Origin of the sequence: Tepidibacillus sp. HK-1 (assembly GCF_001748485.2) — a bacterium.
GTDB classification, from domain to species: domain Bacteria; phylum Bacillota; class Bacilli; order Tepidibacillales; family Tepidibacillaceae; genus Tepidibacillus_B; species Tepidibacillus_B infernus.
Map to the genome: position 1 here is coordinate 19,191 of NZ_BDGM02000005.1, position 18,036 is coordinate 37,226.

At 35.3% G+C, this 18,036-nt stretch carries 19 protein-coding genes; 10 read left to right on the top strand and 9 right to left on the bottom strand.

Annotated elements, in window-relative coordinates; genetic code table 11:
* Nucleotides 1-25: 25 nt before the first annotated feature.
* The 7 genes from BEN26_RS03505 to BEN26_RS03535 form a co-directional block, all read right to left on the bottom strand.
* On the bottom strand, nt 26-235 hold the full coding sequence (locus BEN26_RS03505) for an SE1561 family protein (protein WP_068722470.1): 210 nt from the start codon (nt 233-235) through the stop codon (nt 26-28).
* Between the two features lie 335 nt (nt 236-570).
* Nucleotides 571-684 (bottom strand): AgrD family cyclic lactone autoinducer peptide, encoded by a 114-nt coding sequence (locus BEN26_RS03510; protein WP_082732290.1) that lies wholly within the window; start codon nt 682-684, stop codon nt 571-573.
* Nucleotides 681-1,310: an accessory gene regulator ArgB-like protein gene (locus tag BEN26_RS03515; RefSeq protein ID WP_069801121.1), complete on the bottom strand. Its 630-nt coding sequence runs from the start codon at nt 1,308-1,310 to the stop codon at nt 681-683. Before BEN26_RS03515 ends, BEN26_RS03510 begins: the two co-directional genes overlap by 4 nt.
* A 17-nt stretch (nt 1,311-1,327) precedes the next feature.
* A complete protein-coding gene (locus BEN26_RS03520; RefSeq protein ID WP_069801122.1) occupies nt 1,328-2,653 on the bottom strand; it encodes a sensor histidine kinase in 1,326 nt (441 codons plus the stop codon).
* Between the two features lie 106 nt (nt 2,654-2,759).
* Nucleotides 2,760-3,200: a DUF1284 domain-containing protein gene (locus tag BEN26_RS03525; protein WP_068722464.1), complete on the bottom strand. Its 441-nt coding sequence runs from the start codon at nt 3,198-3,200 to the stop codon at nt 2,760-2,762.
* A 43-nt stretch (nt 3,201-3,243) separates the two neighbouring features.
* The gene (locus BEN26_RS03530; RefSeq protein ID WP_069801123.1) at nt 3,244-3,756 is read right to left on the bottom strand and encodes a hypothetical protein; all 513 of its coding nucleotides are present in this window, start codon (nt 3,754-3,756) and stop codon (nt 3,244-3,246) included.
* Between the two features lie 98 nt (nt 3,757-3,854).
* Nucleotides 3,855-5,555: a M3 family oligoendopeptidase gene (locus BEN26_RS03535; RefSeq protein ID WP_069801124.1), complete on the bottom strand. Its 1,701-nt coding sequence runs from the start codon at nt 5,553-5,555 to the stop codon at nt 3,855-3,857.
* Between the two features lie 171 nt (nt 5,556-5,726).
* On the opposite strand from BEN26_RS03535, the gene BEN26_RS03540 reads away from it, so the two are divergent.
* Both BEN26_RS03540 and BEN26_RS03545 read left to right on the top strand, forming a co-directional pair.
* On the top strand, nt 5,727-5,915 hold the full coding sequence (locus tag BEN26_RS03540; protein WP_068722460.1) for a hypothetical protein: 189 nt from the start codon (nt 5,727-5,729) through the stop codon (nt 5,913-5,915).
* A gap of 15 nt (nt 5,916-5,930) precedes the next feature.
* Nucleotides 5,931-6,176: a spore coat protein gene (locus tag BEN26_RS03545; RefSeq protein WP_069801125.1), complete on the top strand. Its 246-nt coding sequence runs from the start codon at nt 5,931-5,933 to the stop codon at nt 6,174-6,176.
* Between the two features lie 57 nt (nt 6,177-6,233).
* Here the strand turns inward: BEN26_RS03545 and truA are convergent, their stop codons facing one another.
* Nucleotides 6,234-6,974 carry a tRNA pseudouridine(38-40) synthase TruA gene (truA, locus tag BEN26_RS03550; RefSeq protein ID WP_069801126.1) on the bottom strand — a complete coding sequence of 247 codons (741 nt, stop codon included), beginning with the start codon at nt 6,972-6,974 and terminating at the stop codon, nt 6,234-6,236.
* Between the two features lie 134 nt (nt 6,975-7,108).
* Between truA and BEN26_RS03555 the strand changes: the two genes are divergently transcribed.
* The 4 genes from BEN26_RS03555 to BEN26_RS03570 all read left to right on the top strand — a co-directional run bounded on the left by BEN26_RS03555 (nt 7,109) and on the right by BEN26_RS03570 (nt 12,474).
* The gene (locus BEN26_RS03555; protein ID WP_069801127.1) at nt 7,109-8,434 is read left to right on the top strand and encodes a cytochrome ubiquinol oxidase subunit I; all 1,326 of its coding nucleotides are present in this window, start codon (nt 7,109-7,111) and stop codon (nt 8,432-8,434) included.
* A gap of 125 nt (nt 8,435-8,559) precedes the next feature.
* Nucleotides 8,560-9,573 (top strand): cytochrome d ubiquinol oxidase subunit II, encoded by a 1,014-nt coding sequence (locus BEN26_RS03560; protein WP_069801128.1) that lies wholly within the window; start codon nt 8,560-8,562, stop codon nt 9,571-9,573.
* 205 nt (nt 9,574-9,778) lie between these two features.
* A complete protein-coding gene (locus tag BEN26_RS03565) occupies nt 9,779-11,713 on the top strand; it encodes a DUF294 nucleotidyltransferase-like domain-containing protein (RefSeq protein WP_069801129.1) in 1,935 nt (644 codons plus the stop codon).
* A gap of 38 nt (nt 11,714-11,751) precedes the next feature.
* The gene (locus tag BEN26_RS03570; protein ID WP_069801130.1) at nt 11,752-12,474 is read left to right on the top strand and encodes a 3'-5' exonuclease; all 723 of its coding nucleotides are present in this window, start codon (nt 11,752-11,754) and stop codon (nt 12,472-12,474) included.
* A 74-nt stretch (nt 12,475-12,548) separates the two neighbouring features.
* Here BEN26_RS03570 and iadA read toward each other — a convergent pair whose 3' ends face one another.
* Nucleotides 12,549-13,724, bottom strand: coding sequence for a beta-aspartyl-peptidase (iadA, locus tag BEN26_RS03575; protein WP_069801131.1), 1,176 nt, complete (start codon nt 13,722-13,724; stop codon nt 12,549-12,551).
* Nucleotides 13,725-14,224: 500 nt separating this feature from the next.
* Here iadA and BEN26_RS03580 point away from each other — a divergent pair, with 500 nt between their 5' ends.
* From BEN26_RS03580 to BEN26_RS03595, 4 genes are all read left to right on the top strand, one after another.
* A complete protein-coding gene (locus tag BEN26_RS03580; RefSeq protein ID WP_068722443.1) occupies nt 14,225-14,683 on the top strand; it encodes a Dps family protein in 459 nt (152 codons plus the stop codon).
* Between the two features lie 259 nt (nt 14,684-14,942).
* Entirely contained in the window at nt 14,943-16,130 is a 1,188-nt protein-coding gene (locus BEN26_RS03585; protein ID WP_069801132.1) for an HlyD family secretion protein, read from the top strand.
* The gene (locus BEN26_RS03590) at nt 16,130-16,894 is read left to right on the top strand and encodes an ABC transporter ATP-binding protein (RefSeq protein ID WP_068722441.1); all 765 of its coding nucleotides are present in this window, start codon (nt 16,130-16,132) and stop codon (nt 16,892-16,894) included. The genes BEN26_RS03585 and BEN26_RS03590 overlap by 1 nt, the downstream gene beginning before the upstream one ends.
* Nucleotides 16,875-18,029: an ABC transporter permease gene (locus tag BEN26_RS03595; RefSeq protein WP_084818915.1), complete on the top strand. Its 1,155-nt coding sequence runs from the start codon at nt 16,875-16,877 to the stop codon at nt 18,027-18,029. The genes BEN26_RS03590 and BEN26_RS03595 overlap by 20 nt, the downstream gene beginning before the upstream one ends.
* Nucleotides 18,030-18,036: the final 7 nt, after the last annotated feature.

Below are 18,036 nucleotides of genomic sequence, written 5' to 3' on the forward strand. Positions count from 1 at the left end.
ACCGAAGGAGTAACTCCAAAAAGGGTTACTCCTTTTCGTTTTGTACCTGATGTTCATTTCGATAGTGAAATATTTTTGTTTTAACGATCAATTTCTTTAATTCTGCTTCAATTGATTCAAAATCCTTTAGTTCTACATCCTCAGGATTAAATTGATCTACCATATAAGAAAGAAGTTGCAATCTTCCTTTAATATATTTCAATTGTTTTTTCTTATTATAGATTGGTGTAGACATCTAGATACCCCCATAGGTAAATATTCTTCCTTTTATTTTACATGAAAATCAAGTTTATATCTATAAAATAAGTTTGTATATTCCATCGCGCTCCATCATCCGTGCCCTTCTATGAATAAAGATTACGGAGAGAAGGGCACTTCTGAAGGCACACAAAGTGTACAAGTCGTGCTACACAGCTAAAGCTGCTAGTCACGCTATGTCGCAGCTTATGGAATATACAAACCCCAAATGACAAGGAAAAGAATGTAAGTAAAACTTTCTCTTCCAATAAAGAAAAAAGATGGGTTTATGTCCCATCTTTTTTAGTTGGTTTTATCTATGCTGTGGCGGATTTAATTTTTCTTAGGTAATTCTGGTTGGTAAACCAAGATTACACTAGCTGTTGAGACTTCCATTAAAGCAAGTAAAGAAAACAATGAAGCAAGAGCTTTAAATACCTTTTTCATTGATTTTCACCTCCCACAATTTTTCTTCTTATAAAGAAATCATCTATGTTGTGGAAAAGTTGAATTCCAAAAGGAGTTAAAGTAATTGATTGTAGAAAAATTCCAATAGCCGAAAAGAATGAGATCACATGAAATGAGGTGTAAAATATATCGATTAAAATATTCCCTATGAACCAAATGGATAAAAATACAAAGCTTGCCCATTTAAAAAAATGATGCTTTTCTCTTGGGATCGGACGATTTACTGCTGAAACTGGGACGTAGATGAAGGTAACGATCACTGAAAAAATATATATTGGTAATAGCAAATAGAATGGGGATATTTCAATTGCAATCTGCTGCAATACGTAGGCTGGAATAAAGAAGAGAAGCATCGAAGTGGTTAAACAACGCAAATAGGTTGACATATGAACGCCGCCAGAAATGATTCGCAATAATGCAAAGAATAATGAAATCGTAACCATTTCCTTAAAAACACCAAAAAGGAGAGAGATCGAAAATAGAACAATAACTTTTACCAAACCAGTCAATGTCACTTCGATCCCATACCGAATGTAATCTACATCGTCTCTCTCAGCCTTCTCAGCTAATTTTTTGGCTAACCAATAAGATATTTTTGTAACCATTATAGTTTCTCCCCCTTTTAAAGAGGCAATTCTATAATAAAAGTCGTCAAATTTTTGCTAGATTCAACTCTAATTGTTCCTTTATATTTTTGTACGATAGATTTAACAATACTAAGACCAAATCCACTATTTTCCTTTTCTTTTTTAGTAGTATATCCTTCTTCGAATAACAAATCAACTATTTTTTTTTCAATTTTTGGCCCATTATTTGAAATCTGAATGATTGCTGTCGAATCCTTTTTGCCCCAATATATTTCAATAAAAGGATTTCTTGTATGACTTTCAGTTACAGCTCTTAATGCATTATCTAGTATATTACTGATTATTTTTACTAAATCATAGCCTTTAATAGAAGGAAATGTATCATCCGTTTCTACTATTTCTCTATACTCTACTTTTTTTTCTTCCATCAATTCAATCTTTGTATGTAATAAAGCGCTCACTGGGATATTTTTAATTTTAATACGCCGATTGGACGCACGAACATGCTGAACAAGATCATGAACATATTCTTGTAAATGATCATACATTTTCGCTTGAATCATGCCATGAATCGTTTGAATCTCATTGATAAAATCATGACGTTCCATTCGCAACTTCTTTAATACGTTTTCTAAGTGTTGATTATAGTCACTCTCAGTTTGAATGATCTCTTTTTGCATATAAATGTTTTTCAATTGAATGACAGAAACAATAAGTAAAATATTCACAATAACAAGCCCTAAACTAAAAAGAGGTAATCCATGAATATTTAGAATTATTTTTTTTAGTAAAAATTGGCTATTCATATAAAACGAATAGTTTAGATAAATGATAAAAAACAATTGAAGAAGAATTAGGGTTAAACTAGAGATCCAATAAGCAATATTTTTGTTAATAAATAGTTTTTTGAATCCTTTTGTTACTGACCAATGTTTTTTTTCGATAAAATAACTACTAATGATTAAAGGCAACATATAAGTAAATGTAACTAGTAATTTGAGCCAAAAGCTTCCTAGGATTTGTTGGTAGGAAATAAATTGCGTAATCACAACTAATACAATTATTTCAGAAATTAAAATAGAAAGAATGCTGGTAAGGGTCATACCAAAAGCAAATTTCCAATTCTTATGTATGAATAACTTATAAAGTATAGTATTAATAATGATTGTGATGATGATTCTAAAATCTGCAAAGGATTCTAATTGCCACATCAAATCAGAAATAAAGGCAGAGATGATCGCCATGAATAGAATTTTATATTTTATCTTTGAAAAGGAAAACCCAAAAAGAACAGTTCCTAACAGAAGCATACCATAAAATTCTGGTAATGAAATAAATAAATAATTGATCAGGAATCCCATTATTTAACCCCTTCGACAAAAACTGATATTTTTTTCAGTATATAATATAATTATCACAAATTGAACATTATTATAAACTGAGCCATTAGTCCCAAATCTAATAGATTTAGGAAAAAAGGGGTAATTTTTTTGTATTTAACCGTTGGATTCCTTCTTGGCATACCCCATATTCTAACCATGAGCAACCTTTACAGATTTGACTTAAATCTGCTGGTTCAATCATTTTCTGTGTTTTCATAAGAAGTTCTTGCTTTGTATAGATTTGATTAGGAATCAATCCTAGTTTTGCTATCACTTTTTGATCAATTTCCTTTACATGTGCATCGGAATTTTTATCTGCCAAGCATATGGTTCCTCCATGATGAGGGCAAGTGGAGCAAACATCGTCAAGTTCTTGTATCACCTTAATGGGTAAGAGAGGGTTCGTAGAATCATCTCGGATGAGGTGAGTAACTTCTTTCATTTTCTCGACAAAGGATTCACTATAACCCATGCCTTGAAACCCATGAATACATAGTAAATGATGCCCTCTTAGTGTGATTGTCATTTTCCTGATCTCCTTCCCATTGTTCTCTTGTATTTACTAGTTCTTATAGCTCTTGTAGTGTCATATAGGTATAGTTCACTAATTCATGGATATCTTCAATGTTATCTTCATCAATTTTTCGACCAAAATTCAACTGGATATGGTCATAATATAAAGGTTTATCTTCTTTTTTAAAATCGTAAGTGATGGTTTGTGTGATCTCTGGTCTACCTTCCCAGATTTGATTGATGGTCATCTCTATCTTTTCACAATCCACTTTAGGATTGGAGATAGGGATTGAAAATTCAATTTTTATTTCACAGCCTGGTTTTGACTCATCTTCCCATTCTAAAATTTCCTTAGACAAATCTTCCGTATTGGCTTTAAGTTGTATTTTAGCACTTTTTTCTTGTTCTGAACCCACAATTTTAAACTGTATTTGAAAAGTTCTAGACATTCTAGCTAAATCGATCAAATCGTTTCGATCAATCACGATAATTTTTTGCCCTAAATCAAGGTCATATATTTCCCCTTCAAGAACCACTTTAATATTTTCATAGATCGTTGGATCAAACAAATGATTTCACCTCCCGTCCTGTTATCATGTTGTATTATATCCAAAAAGCTCTATATCCTTTCCGATATAGAGCTAGGTCATTTCCAGAATAAACTTTTTTAGTTATGAGTTCCTAGTTGGTTTAACTCTTCTCTCACAAATTCCATTAATTCTTTAATCATTGCTTCTGAAAAATCAAACTTGATGCCAGCTGCTTCATAGATCTCTGGCAAAGGCCTTGAGCTACCTAAAGATAGTGCCTTTTTATAATTTGCTAAAGCCTGCTCAGGGTTCTCTTTATATTGTTTCCATATTTGTACCGCACCCAATTGGGCAATTGCATATTCGATATAATAGAAAGGAACCTCGTAGATGTGTAGTTGTGCTTTCCAACGATGTCTTAACTCTTCTTCATAGCCTGACCAATCCTCATAATGTTGACTTAAGGATAAAGCGATCTCTTTAAACTGATCATTTCTTTCTTCTGCGGAATGCTCAGGGTTTAAATAGATCCAGTGTTGAAACTTATCGATAGTCATTGCCCATGGTAGAAATTTAATGATTCCTTCTAGTTGTTCTCTTTTTGCTTTTTTAAGATCTTCGTCATTCTTGTAGAATTCATCCCATTTATCCATCGAAAGCAATTCCATGCCCATACTGGCAAATTCCGCCGATTCCATTGGCGTACTTTTATAGATTCTTAAATCTAATTGGGATTTAAATAAGTTGTGGACTGAATGACCACCTTCATGAACAAGGGTTGTCATATCATCATGTGTTCCTGATGCATTCATAAAAATAAAGGAACGATTAGAAACAGATAATGGAGCACAAAAACCACCAGGTGATTTTGCTTTCCGGCTGTCTAAATCCAATGTATGATGATCGTTCATATCTTCTAACATCTTAGCAAAATTAGAATCTGTGCGTCTAAAGATGCGTGTCACACCATCAACTAATTCGTCGGTCGTTGTGAATGGCTTTAATGGCTGATCACCTTCTTTGACTGCTGTTAAATCCCATGGCCGATAATCTTTTAATCCAAGCTCTTTTTGATGTTCTTTTTCAATCTCATCTTTTAAAGGTACGACATATTTTTGTACAGCTTCGTGAAATTGATATGTATCCTCAGGCGTATAGGAGAATCTTTCGTATTTCTTGAACATGTAATCGCGATAATTCTCAAAGCCAGCATTTAAAGCAATTTGGTGGCGTATTTTCACTAATTGATCCATGATCTCATCTAACTTGTCCTTATCCTCTAATCTTCTAGCTTGGACTAATTTCCACGCCTTTTCTCGTATTGAACGATCAGGATCCTTTAAATAAATTGACATTTGCTGAAGGGTTTTTGCTTCTCCTTCCCACTCTACTGTCATGTTACCTGTCACTTTGTAATATTCTGTACTTAAATTTTGTTCCTGTACCTCTAAAGGAATGTTTTCTTCACGGAAAATTTCGATAGAATTGACTCTTCGCTTAATCAGTTCACTATACTTCTCTGTATCTAACTGTTCCCGATATGGATTATCATAAAAGCGTTTGTCTAGCAATGCTTCATACTTTTTAATGATAGGTGTAATCACGTTTTGGTCATGTTCAAATCGCTGTCTAATTTCTTCATCATCATTATGCCCTTGAAATTCAATATAGTGGCCAGTCAAAATTTCATCAATCTCATCAAATAATTGGCTTTCCTCACGTAACCAGTTTTCTAAATCGCGGGTAGAATGGATTTCCTTTTTTAACAAAGTTTCTAGTTTTGTTTCAACTTCTTTAGGATCTTGAAATGAAATCTTCTCAATAAAAAATGAACTCATTTGAATTCCCCCTTGTTTTTGAAATATTTAGAAAAGCGGCAATATAAATAGGTACTTACTTTATTCTAACACTAAATGAAAAAATGTGGAAATCAACGAATTTTATATGCATAAAAAAAACACTCTTTTGGGAACATTACAATTGTACTTAAAATGAAAGGAGCTATTCACATGCAGGAGCAACTAACACAAATGGAATTACAAAGCTTAAGAGAGCTAATCAGTGCCCATGATCTTGGAGCAAAAAAACTACAAGATTATGCGAATCAAGCAACTGACCCTCAAGTAAAACAAATGCTACAACAATCTGCCCAATCTGCTCAAAATACAAAACAAAAACTCATGTCATTCTTACAATAGAAAGGGTGAAAAAATATGCAAGAAAAAGAAATCGTAAATGATGTATTGAACCAATTAAAAGGTAGCCTAGGTAATTACGCTCGTGTCATTGCTGAGACCTCTAACGCCAACTTGCGGCAAACGCTACAACAAATTCGTAATGGCGATGAGCAATTCCAATATCAACTTGCTAATCTAGCTCAACAAAAAGGGTATTATCAACCAGCACAGCCAGCTTCTGCGGCTGATATACAACAAGTAAAATCACAACTAAGTCAGTAATTCTAAAAAAAGGGTTGTATTTTAAGGAGTGACCAATCATCACTCCTTTTTATTTTTTCAATACTCAACATGAAGCAAAAATAATCCCTGACTTGGTACTGTTTCTCCCGCATAAATTCTTTTCTTTTGTTCTAGAATCTCAAGTACCTCCTCTGGTTGTCTTTTTCCTAAACCCACTTCAATTAATGTCCCCGTCATAATTCGAACCATCTTATATAGAAATCCTTCTCCATTATAGTAAAATTCAATCAATTCTTCCTTTTTCGTTATCTCTATGGAATAAATTCTTCTAACGGTTAACTTCTTTTTTGATTTCATAGCCGTAAACGATTGAAAATCATGTTCACCTATTAGAAAACTTGCCGCCTTTTTGATCGCTTCAATATTTAATGAATCAGCAACATGAAAGGTGTATTTTCTCTCAATAGCAGAAGGGATTGGACTATTCCAAACTCGATATACATATTTTTTGCCTTTAGCACTGAACCTAGCGTGGAAATCCATCGGTACTTCTTCAATATCTTTAAATACAATATCTTGTGGCAGCATTTCATTACAAGTAAAAAGAAATTTGTCTAAATTTAGATCTGCATGGGTTTCAAAATGAGCGACTTGACCATATGCGTGAACCCCTGCATCAGTCCGCCCAGAACCGTATATTTCTATCGTTTCACCCGTAATCCGAGAGAGTAACGTTTCAATTTTTTGTTGGAGCGTGTTCTCTGTGTTTGCAAGCCTTTGCCACCCCTTATATCTACTTCCGTCATATTCAATCGTTATTTTGAATTTCCTTTTCATCCATTTTTCTCCTTTTTTATATTTTTATTTTATCTAGATAGCTTATATTTCATTATACTTTTAACAACATTAAAATAGCGAAAATAGAGTATAATATATCTAAAATTAGAATGTTAGTAAAGGATGGTTTTATGATGGATACGCTCATGTTGAGTCGAATCTTAACTGGACTCACTCTAGGGTTTCATATTATTTACGCCACCATTGGTGTTGGTGTCCCTATTATGATTATGCTTTCTGAATGGCTTGGAATCAAACGAAATGATGTCCACTATATATTACTTGCTCGTCGTTGGGCAAGAGGATTTGTGATTACTGTTGCCGTTGGCGTCGTTACTGGTACGATTATAGGGATGCAATTATCCTTATTGTGGCCAAGTTTTATGAAAATCGCTGGTCAAGTGATTAGTTTACCATTATTTCTTGAAACATTTGCATTTTTCTTAGAAGCGATTTTTCTGGGGATTTACCTCTATACCTGGGATCGCTTTAAAAAGCCGATTTACCATTGGCTATTGATTATTCCAGTTGTCCTTGGTTCATCTTTATCAGCAACATTTATTACGATGGTCAATGCGTTTATGAATACACCAGAAGGATTTACAATGCAAAATGGTGTGATTACTGATATTGAACCATTAAAAGCGATGTTTAACCCTGCCACACCAACAAAGGTTGCACATGTCCTATCTTCTGCCTACTTAACTTCTGCCTTTGTTTTAGCAGCGATTACCGCTTACTATCTTTTGAAAGGGCGGAACCATGAATATTATAAAAAAGCGCTGAAATTAACCTTGATTGTCAGCTTTATCTTTGCAATTGCTACTGCTTTAATAGGTGATCTATCAGGTAAATTCCTTGCTGATTACCAACCGGAAAAATTAGCTGCGGCTGAGTGGCATTTTGAAACCAGAAAACAGGCAGAGCTTATAGTCGGTGGGTTTTTAACCGATGATCTGCAAATTAAAAATGCAATTAAGTTACCGATGGCTCTTAGTATTCTGGCTCATGGTAATCCAAATGCCGAGGTTGTTGGATTAAATGAGTTCCCCAAAGATTTATGGCCACCACTTTATGTCCACTATCTTTTTGACCTAATGGTGATGATAGGAGTCTATTTGACCCTTGTTTCTGGTCTATTCCTTTTCTTTTGGAAATGGAAACCTCAGCTTATGTGGAAGAAATGGCTGATGGCACTCATTATACTAGGTGGACCCTTATCGATTGTTGCAATTGAAGTAGGATGGATCTTTGCGGAGGTTGGTCGCCAACCATGGATTTTACGAGGGTATATGAAAACAGCTGAAGGAGTAACCACAGCTACTAATGTTGGAACATTATTAATTGTTTTTGCTTTGCTATATGTCATCCTTGGTACCCTTACTGTATATATCCTTACACGTCTATTCAAAAAGAACACACCTGAGATTGAATTAGAAAAACGAGGAATTATCCTGTAAAAATGTTTGTATATTCCAATGCGCTCCGTCGTCCGTGTATTTCTTTGAATGAAAAATAATGTAAGAAACACTAAATAACAAGGGGAAGAAAGTTTAAACTATGCAGTAATAAGGGAGGAATGAAGATGTCTTTAGAGTTACTTGGAATTACGGTTCTTTGGATCTTTTTATATGGATATATGATCATAGGTTCAATTGATTTTGGCGCTGGCTTTTTCTCTTATTACGGAAAGTTGCGTAAAAAAGACCATCTGATCAATGGGGTGATTAACCGTTATTTATCACCTGTCTGGGAAGTAACGAATGTTTTTTTAGTCTTTTTCTTTGTAGGATTAGTCGGTTTTTTCCCTGACACTGCCTATTTCTATGGCACAGTTTTACTTATTCCAGCTAGTATTGCCACAATCTTGTTAGCTATTCGCGGATCCTTTTACGCCTTTGCCAATTATGGCGCAAGGGACAATCAATTATTTCTATTCAGTTATGGGGTAACAGGATTATTGATTCCTGCGTCTCTTTCCACTGTGCTTGTGATTTCTGAAGGTGGTTTTATCACAGAATTAGGGGATACGATTTCCTTAAATATGTCTGCATTATTGTCTAGCCCCTTAACTTGGTCTGTTGCTTTATTAGCTGTCTTTAGTGTATTGTTTATCAGTTCAGCCTTTCTTTCCTACTACGCAAACAAGGCAGAAGATCTAGAGGCTAGAGAAGTATTAAGGAAAATAGCCCTTTTTTCTAGTGTACCAATGATGATTAGCAGCTTTGTGATGATCTTTTTCTTACAAAGAGAAAGTGCATGGCATTTTAACCAGCTATATGGGTATGCTTGGACATTTCTCTTGGGTTTACTTGCTTTTTTAACTGCCATCTACTTGTTATACCGCAAAGAAAGGTTTGGAATCGCCTTTTTAATGGTGATGCTACAATTCGCTTTTGCCTTTTTCGGTTATGGTGCTTCCCATCTTCCCTATCTGTTGTACCCATATCTAACGATTTATGATGGTATCGTTAACCAAACGATGGGAACTTACTTGGTTATTGGATTTATAGCCGGACTCACTCTTCTTATCCCTTCTCTTATTTTGTTAATGCGGCTATTCTTGTTTAATGTGGATTATGTAAAAGGAAATAAGTAAATTTTTCGTTATATTAAAGGAATTTATTTCATTCATGACGAATTAAAACATATATATAATCCATAAAAGTAACTATTTCCGGAGGCCTTATGATGAAACAAGAAAATCTTCTTAAAACAAAAAAAGCAAAATCTACATTAGAAAAAATCGTTCAAAGATTTACTTTAGAATGAACTTGATCTAATGGGATTTGGAGGTTGATATGATGGAACTTGATTTATTTCCACTGCTAAGTAAAACCCCTCCCTTTCACTTGCTACCTATAGAAAAATTGAAAGAACTCATTGAAATCTCATTGCTAAAAACCTATTCAGATGATCAAGTTGTTGTACAGCAAAATGAGAAGGATATTCAGCATATTTTTGTTTTGGTTGAAGGGATTGCCAAAAATATATTGTTAAATGATGCAAAGGAAGAAATCACTCTAAAAATGTATAGAAGAGGCGATGTAATCGGACTGATCCATGCCATGTCAGGGGATGGTTTTACCTATACGATCAGGGCTGTGAATCATACGCGCTTTCTACTCATCCCTATTTCTTTTTTTGATAAAATGATGGCAGAGCATCCTCCTTTTACTGAGGAAGTCGCAAAGCTGATTACTTTACGATTAAGAGAGCTTTACCTTCAGATCGGAAAAGAAACCTCTGGGCAACTAAAGCTTTCGAAAAATCCTTATCGAAAAAAAGTGGTTGAACTCATGACCTACCCTATTATTACAAGCCACTTAAATGAAACGATCATCGAAGTATCAGAAAAAATACTAAAAAACCAAATCGGCTCTGTCGTTGTCGTCAATCAACTTGATGAACCTATTGGCATCATCACAGAAAAAGATTTAATTAAAGCTTTTACAAATGAACGGAAAGATCCATCTAGTGACAAATTATTACTGACTGCTGAAAAAATCATGACATCCCCACTCATCAGTATTGAACCCCAATCCCTCTATTTTGATGCGTTACATTTAATGATTAAGCATAATATTAAACATATTCCAATTATTAACAATGGTATGACCATTGGTATGATCACAATGAAAAACTTAATCCAATCTTTATCAGATCATACCTTTAGCCTAATCAAAGAACTTGACCAAGCCAATAGCATTAGAGAAATAGTCAATGTAAAGAAAAAAGTGGACACCATGATCCAAAATATGTTAGAAGAACATGTCACAGCAAAAGAGCTATGTGCGATTGTTTCAGAATTCAATGACCGAATGACACAAAAGCTAATCCAGAACGCTGAATTCGAAATGAACAAAGAAGGATATGGCTATCCTCCTGTCGCTTATTGTTGGCTTAGTTTAGGGAGTGAAGGAAGGAAGGAACAAACTCTGCAAACCGATCAGGATAATGCGTTGATTTATGCAGATGTGCCTAAACAAGACCAAGCTAAAGTAGATACTTATTTTTCAAAACTAACCGAAAAAGTAGTTGAGGGATTATATCAATGTGGATTCCCTAAATGTACAGGTGGTGTGATGGCTTCAAACCAGGAATGGAGAAACAGCTTATCTGGATGGAAACATTCGATTCAACTATGGATAAATAAAAATACACCTGACTTAATCCGTCGCTTTACGATCTTTATTGATTTTCGCCCTATATACGGAGATAAGCACCTAGCTGATTCCATAAGGGAATATCTATTCACGGAAAACATCATTCCTGCGATTTTTCTACATTTTTTGGCTGAGGATGAAACAACGATTGAATTGGCGATCAATCGCTTTGGTCGTTTTCAAACAAAAAAGAGTGAACATCATGGTCTCATTGACCTAAAATATGGTGGATTAATTCATATTGTTAATAGTTTACGATTATTAGCACTCAAATTTAAAATTAGTGAATTAAATTCATGGGAACGCCTAGATAAGCTTTATGAAATGGATATATTCACCAATGATGAACATGCAGAAATAGCTCAAGCCTTAGATGATATCATGCTTTTTCGGATTAAAAGAAATATAGAACAGATGAAGAATGGTGAGGAAGTGAGTCATTATATTCAACCTAATTCACTTTCAAAAAGGGAACGTTTAAGGTTAAAAAAGGCGTTGATGACAGCCCGCTGGTTACAAATCAAAGCGACCCGTCATTGTGCGATGCCAGGATCCCACTTAAGAGGATATTAACCCATATTTGAACTAGTTTCTGTAAAGGAGATGATAGGGTGGGCTTTTTACAAAGAAGAAGAAAAACAAGCGAAATGTTTGATACTAAAGTCTATGATAAGGCTCTCATTGCTGAAATCAGAAGATTGACCTCTAGTACAAAGCACATTATTGACCTTGATGATGAATTAAAAACGATTGAGTTTGTCGTATTTGATACAGAAACCACTGGTTTCTTTCCTTACGCGGGTGATAAAATCATCTCCATTGGCGCTGTTAAACTAAAAGAAGGCGAGATCAAGGAATCCTTTCATTGTCTTGTAAACCCAGAACGTGAAGTACCAAAGGAAATTGAAGAGTTAACAGGGATTTACAATCATGAGTTACAAGACAAACCTAAGATTCTCGAAGCTGCTCTTGATTTTTTACGATTTGCTGAAAATACGTATTTAGTCGCACATTGTGCTGACTTCGATCTGCATTTTCTAGATGTTGCATTAAAAAGAGGAGCAAATACTCGCCTTCTACATCCAATTATTGACACGATGATGCTATCGTATCACCTACATCCTGATTGGACTTCTCATCACTTTGATGTCATCTTAGAAAAGTATCAGATCCCAATCATTGATCGTCATTCTGCCCTAGGAGATGCAAAAATGACAGCACTATTATTCCAGTTCTTTTTGGAGCAATTAGAAGAGAGAGGAATCAAAACGATCGGAGCATTAAAACGTAGTATTCCAAGTGTCTGTAGGCAAGCTCCATATATACGTTTTTAAAAAACTTACCCACAAAAGTGACGAACTTTCTTCGAAGCTTATTCCGATTACTTTTGCAGGGACTCTTAAAATCTTTATTTTTCAAATGTACCTTTTACTAAAATATCTCCATGTAAGATCATGGTTTGCCCTTTTGCGATGACTGTATCGATTTGTAAATCATCTTGATTGAGCAATACTAGATCAGCATCATATTGTGCTTTGATATAACCCTTTCCGTTTAATTTTAAAAGATCTGCAGGGTTAGAAGTAATGACTCGAATAGCAGTTTCTATTGCGACTCCTTCATCTAAAACCGCATCCCTCACTTCTTGATATAAGGAAATGACCTTTCCTACTCCCAGTCCTAGATAATTCCCATTTCCATCAAACTCTGGGAGGCTTCCCTGCCCGTCTGAGGTAAAAGTAATTTGATTGATGGCAATGTTTTCGTCTAGCATTCTTTTTAACGCTTTGCTAGATTTGACCTCACCATGATCAGTGCTTTTTTTGATTGAGCTTGTGGTAAAATCCACAATTCCTCCCTTTTTCGCATAGTAGATGGCTTGCTCAAATAATTCCTGATTTCTATTCATATGAGTGGGTACAAATTGTTTAATTGGAATCTCCGTATTTTCTGCAATATCTAAAAGAAAATCCACTTTTCTAGAACCACTACCAACGTGGATATTAACGATCCCTGCTTTTCCTGACAAGATTCCCCCTACTCTTGCCTCTGCAGCAATTCTTGTAATCTCTTGAACAGTAGGTTGGGCAGACCGGTGGTCGGAAATGGCGATTTCTCCTACTCCAATCACTTTATCAATCATGATGATATCATCCTGAATATTCCCTGTTATCGTTCGAACAGGAACTGCATAATTTCCTGTATAGATGAAAGTGGTGATCCCTTCTTCTTCTAATCCCCTTGCTTTAGCTAATAATCCTGCCATGCTTCGAGTGGTACCATCGGTCCCTAAACAACCAACAACAGTGGTTACGCCCCCTCTTGTCAAATCTGTGAGTTGAATTTCAGGGGTTCTTGTTTTAAACCCTCCTTCACCACCTCCACCAAGAATATGTACATGGGAATCAATAAAACCTGGAACAACTAATTTACCACTTGCATCAATCACTTCAATATCTACAAAATTCTTAGGTTCATCTATCTGTTCTGCAATATAACCAATCTTATCACCAATAAGTAAAATATCCTTCTGTTCAAGATAATCTGGTGCATAAACTTTACCATTTTTAATTAGTTTTAGCATGTCCTTACTCCTCTCCTCGTATATTTTTGTAAGGATTATATCAGAGATCTTCTTTTTTCTCTATAAGAAAAGGTTTGTATATTCCATCGCGCTCCGTCATCCGTGCCCTTCTATGAATAAAGATTACGGAGAGAAGGGCACTTCTGAAGGCACACAAAGTGTACAAGTCGTGCTACACAGCTAAAGCTGCTAGTCACGCTATGTCGCAGCTTATGGAATATACAAACCCCTAAATGACAAATGGAAGAAAGTTATACTTTCTTAATCTTTAAAAAAAGACTGCCGTAAAAATAGGATAAAAAAACATAACTCGATTCGATAAGAAAGATCAAAAGAGAAACAATGGCTGCTAGTGAAATTATTTGGTAAATTAGTCAACCGTCTTAATCGTATGTGATTAAAAGAAAAATCCAAGTTGGGGAAGTAAAACATAAAAGTATCCGGGTTTGGGAATGTTATTAATGTACAACTCATTTTTTCTAGAAAGGTTGGTAAAATCAATGTCTCAAACGACAGCTACTCCTGTCACTTTAACTGACAGCTTAAACAAGCAAATTGCCAATTTTAGTGTTTTATATGTGAAACTGCACCATTATCATTGGTTCGTAAAAGGTGATCACTTTTACGAATTACATACCAAGTTCGAGGAATTCTATACTGAAGTGGCAACTTACATTGATGAACTTGCGGAGCGGTTGTTGACATTAAAGGAAAAACCGCTTGCAATGATGAAGGATTTTTTACAACAGAGTTCTATTACTGAAGCATCGGGTAATGAAACTGCGCAGCAAATGGTGCAAAATATCGCTAATGATTTTAGTACAATCATTCAAGAAGTAAAGCAAGCGATCGAAATCGCAGACAATCTAAAGGATGATGCTACTGCAGACATGTTAATTGGTATAACCAAAAGTCTAGAAAAACATCTGTGGATGCTAAATGCATTCTTGGGTAAATAATTTCTCTAAGCACTGCCTAAAAAGCAGTGCTTTTTTTTGGAAATTAAAAGAAGATAAAAAAACATAACATTATTCATAACGAGTTATTTTCCGCTATATATAACCTTAAATATCTTATAACAGAATCCTCCTTCTCAATAACGTGCTTCTTTTCTATTATTTCCTTGGAAACGATTATTGACATATTCGTTTCCATTGCGTAAATTAAAGATAGAAAGAAAAATGTACGTCAAATGTTACAATTCGAGGAGGAAGAACCATGGAAAAAAAGAATGTTCGGATATTCCTAAGTTTTCTACTTGTTTCATTGTTATTATTAGTAGGTTGCTCCACTAATCAAAATATCTACTCAGGTACTATTGAAGGCGAAGAAATTCCTGTATTAGCAGAACTAGGTGGGCAGATCAAGACATTATCAGTTGATGAGGGAACAAGTGTTAAAAAAGATCAAACTTTAGCTACAATTGATGATCGCATTTTAAAAGCACAATTAAAGGAGGCAGAAGCAGGAGTAGCGGCAGCAAAGGCCTCTTTGGATGAAGCAAAAGCAGGTGCAAGGGACCAAGAAATTAAACAAACTCTTGCCAACTTAGAACAGATCGATTCAGAAATGGAACAGCTCAAGATCCAAACCAAAAAAGCAGACGATCTCTTAAAAATAAATGAATCACAGATCCAACAAACCTCCCATTCCTTAGCTGCTGCCCAAAAAACACTTGCCTATCAAAAAGAACAATTACAAAAAAAAACCTCCCTTTTTCAACAAGGAGCGATATCTGAAGACCAGCTTAAAGCCCAACAGGAGATCGTCAATCAGGCGGAAGCGAAGGTTAATACCTTAAATGATCAACTTATTTCAATCAAAGCTCAATATTTAGCTGAGCAAAAGGATAAAGAAGCTTTACAGGTTCAGCTTCAAGCTGTTGAAGCTAAGAAGAAAATTGCTGAAGCTAAGTTAAGCTTACAACAAGAAGGAGCATCATCTTACACGGTTTCGCGTTTATACCAACTTTGGCAGCAAGCTATCGCCAAAAAAGAACAAGTTCTCATTCAACTGGAAAAGGCCACGATTAATTCTCCAATTGATGGAATCGTTTTAAGAAAAAATGTTTCTCAAAGAGAAATCCTAAAGCCTAACTCGCAAATATTTACCCTTTTAAATCCAAAAAAATTAAATATTAAGGTCTATGTACCTGAAACCAATCTCAATCAAGTCAAAATTGGGCAAAAAGTTGCAATCAAGGTTGATGCATTTCCTGACCAATCCTATGAAGGAAAAATCGTCCATATCTCAGATAAAGCTGAATTCACTCCTAAAAATGTGCAAACACCTGATGAACGGACGAAAATGGTTTTCGCTGTAACGATTGAAACGACCAATGGGTTTGATCAATTAAAACCAGGAATGCCTGCAGATATTACCTTCCAGTCAGAGGAGGATCTATAATGGAAATTGCCATTTCCTGTACCCAACTTACCAAAAAGTTTGGTTCCTTAACTGCTGTCAATCAAGTCAGTATGGAAATTCCTAAAGGTTCGATCTATGGCTTTCTTGGTCCAAACGGCTCTGGAAAATCAACAACTATTCGAATGCTATGCGGACTAATTACCCCAACATCTGGACATGGAACGGTTCTTGGCTATGATATCATTAAGGACACGGAACGGATTAAGCATCGGATTGGATATATGTCACAAAAATTTAGTCTTTATGAAGAATTAACAGTCATTGAAAACCTTGATTTTTATGCTGGTATTTATGGAATCTATGGAGAAACGGCAAAAAAAAGAAAGACTGAATTGATCGAAATGGCTGGTTTGACAGGGAGAGAAAAACAATTAGCTGGTTCATTATCTGGTGGCTGGAAACAACGATTAGCCCTCGCTTGTGCAATGCTACATCAACCTGATGTTCTGATTCTCGATGAACCCACTGCTGGTGTTGACCCCGTATCAAGAAGAATCTTCTGGGATGTCATTCACCAATTGGCCAACCAAGGAATTACGATTCTTGTTAGTACCCATTACATGGATGAGGCAGAAACTTGTGATTATATCGGATTTATCTATTTTGGCCATTTATTGGTTCATGGCAAACCCAGTGAATTAAAGAAACAAGCTGGCTTAGAAAGCTTAGACGATTTATTTATTCAACTTGTCAACAAGGCTCAGCAGAATGGAGTGGTGAATCATGCAACAAATGAATCTTAAGCGATTTAGCTTTTCTAGATTTATGGCAATTGTAAAAAAAGAAATGTTACAAATCCGAAGGGATCCACCAAGCTTAGTTATTGCTATCATGATGCCGCTCTTCATGCTCTTATTATTTGGTTATGCAGTCAACACAGATGTAGATCATATCTCCACTGCTGTATGGGATCAAGATAAAAGTCAGCAAAGTAGACAGCTGATTCAAGAACTTGTCAATACGACCTATTACGATATCAATTGGAATGTGAATAGCTATAAAGAATTACAAGATCTAATGGATCAAGGAAAGATTAGAGCCGGTTTAGTAATACCACCTGATTACAGTCATTCCCTTGACCAAAAACAAACAGCAAAGGTTCAGATGTTGATTGATGGTTCAGAGCCTAATGCAGCAAGAACCGCTTTAAGTAATGCTCAACTGGTTATACAGTACAAAGACCTTGTAATTCAACAAAGCTTTTTGGAAAAACAGGGTGGTTTAAGGATCAATCAACCAATCGAATTACTTCCAAGAGTTTTATATAATCCCAATATGGAAAGCCTGATTTTTAACATCCCTGCCTTAATTGGCCTGATCATGCAAAATGTCATAGCCATTCTAACCGCTTTTTCTCTAGTCAGAGAAAAGGAACGAGGGACCATGGAACAATTGGTCGTAACGCCAATTCGTCCATTAGAGCTAATTATCGGCAAGCTACTTCCCTATGTAGGGATTGGGATTTTCTCCTTTAGTATCGTCTTAGCAACAGGGGTCTATTGGTTCGGTGTTCCTGTCAAAGGAAGTGTTCTACTTTTGATCGGATTAAGCTTACTATTTTTGACCACAACCTTAGCGATTGGTATGCTAATCTCAACCATTTCCAAAACCCAATTACAAGCTATGCAAATTTCTTTTGCATTTATTTTACCTAGTGTGTTGCTATCTGGTTTTATTTTCCCTCGAGAAACAATGCCTGTAGTGATCCAATGGATTGGCGGTGTGATCCCTTTAACTTATTTTCTAGAGATCCTTCGTGGTATTTTTTTAAAGGGGATTGGATTGGAATATCTTTGGAAAGAAACGCTTATTCTATCTATTTTTGCCATTTTCATTTGTACTGTTGCAATCCTTAAATTCCGTAAGAAAATCGAATAAAATAGAT

What these genes read in the sequence shown, in the direction of transcription:
- BEN26_RS03595 (WP_084818915.1), top strand. Translation starts at nt 16,875, where the DNA reads ATGCAACAAATGAATCTTAAGCGATTTAGCTTTTCTAGATTTATGGCA.
- BEN26_RS03560 (WP_069801128.1), top strand. Translation starts at nt 8,560, where the DNA reads ATGTCTTTAGAGTTACTTGGAATTACGGTTCTTTGGATCTTTTTATAT.
- BEN26_RS03565 (WP_069801129.1), top strand. Translation starts at nt 9,779, where the DNA reads ATGGAACTTGATTTATTTCCACTGCTAAGTAAAACCCCTCCCTTTCAC.
- BEN26_RS03525 (WP_068722464.1), bottom strand. Translation starts at nt 3,200, where the DNA reads ATGACAATCACACTAAGAGGGCATCATTTACTATGTATTCATGGGTTT.
- truA (WP_069801126.1), bottom strand. Translation starts at nt 6,974, where the DNA reads ATGAAAAGGAAATTCAAAATAACGATTGAATATGACGGAAGTAGATAT.
- BEN26_RS03590 (WP_068722441.1), top strand. Translation starts at nt 16,130, where the DNA reads ATGGAAATTGCCATTTCCTGTACCCAACTTACCAAAAAGTTTGGTTCC.
- BEN26_RS03555 (WP_069801127.1), top strand. Translation starts at nt 7,109, where the DNA reads ATGGATACGCTCATGTTGAGTCGAATCTTAACTGGACTCACTCTAGGG.
- BEN26_RS03520 (WP_069801122.1), bottom strand. Translation starts at nt 2,653, where the DNA reads ATGGGATTCCTGATCAATTATTTATTTATTTCATTACCAGAATTTTAT.
- BEN26_RS03515 (WP_069801121.1), bottom strand. Translation starts at nt 1,310, where the DNA reads ATGGTTACAAAAATATCTTATTGGTTAGCCAAAAAATTAGCTGAGAAG.
- BEN26_RS03540 (WP_068722460.1), top strand. Translation starts at nt 5,727, where the DNA reads ATGCAGGAGCAACTAACACAAATGGAATTACAAAGCTTAAGAGAGCTA.
- BEN26_RS03535 (WP_069801124.1), bottom strand. Translation starts at nt 5,555, where the DNA reads ATGAGTTCATTTTTTATTGAGAAGATTTCATTTCAAGATCCTAAAGAA.
- iadA (WP_069801131.1), bottom strand. Translation starts at nt 13,724, where the DNA reads ATGCTAAAACTAATTAAAAATGGTAAAGTTTATGCACCAGATTATCTT.
- BEN26_RS03510 (WP_082732290.1), bottom strand. Translation starts at nt 684, where the DNA reads ATGAAAAAGGTATTTAAAGCTCTTGCTTCATTGTTTTCTTTACTTGCT.
- BEN26_RS03545 (WP_069801125.1), top strand. Translation starts at nt 5,931, where the DNA reads ATGCAAGAAAAAGAAATCGTAAATGATGTATTGAACCAATTAAAAGGT.
- BEN26_RS03505 (WP_068722470.1), bottom strand. Translation starts at nt 235, where the DNA reads ATGTCTACACCAATCTATAATAAGAAAAAACAATTGAAATATATTAAA.
- BEN26_RS03585 (WP_069801132.1), top strand. Translation starts at nt 14,943, where the DNA reads ATGGAAAAAAAGAATGTTCGGATATTCCTAAGTTTTCTACTTGTTTCA.
- BEN26_RS03580 (WP_068722443.1), top strand. Translation starts at nt 14,225, where the DNA reads ATGTCTCAAACGACAGCTACTCCTGTCACTTTAACTGACAGCTTAAAC.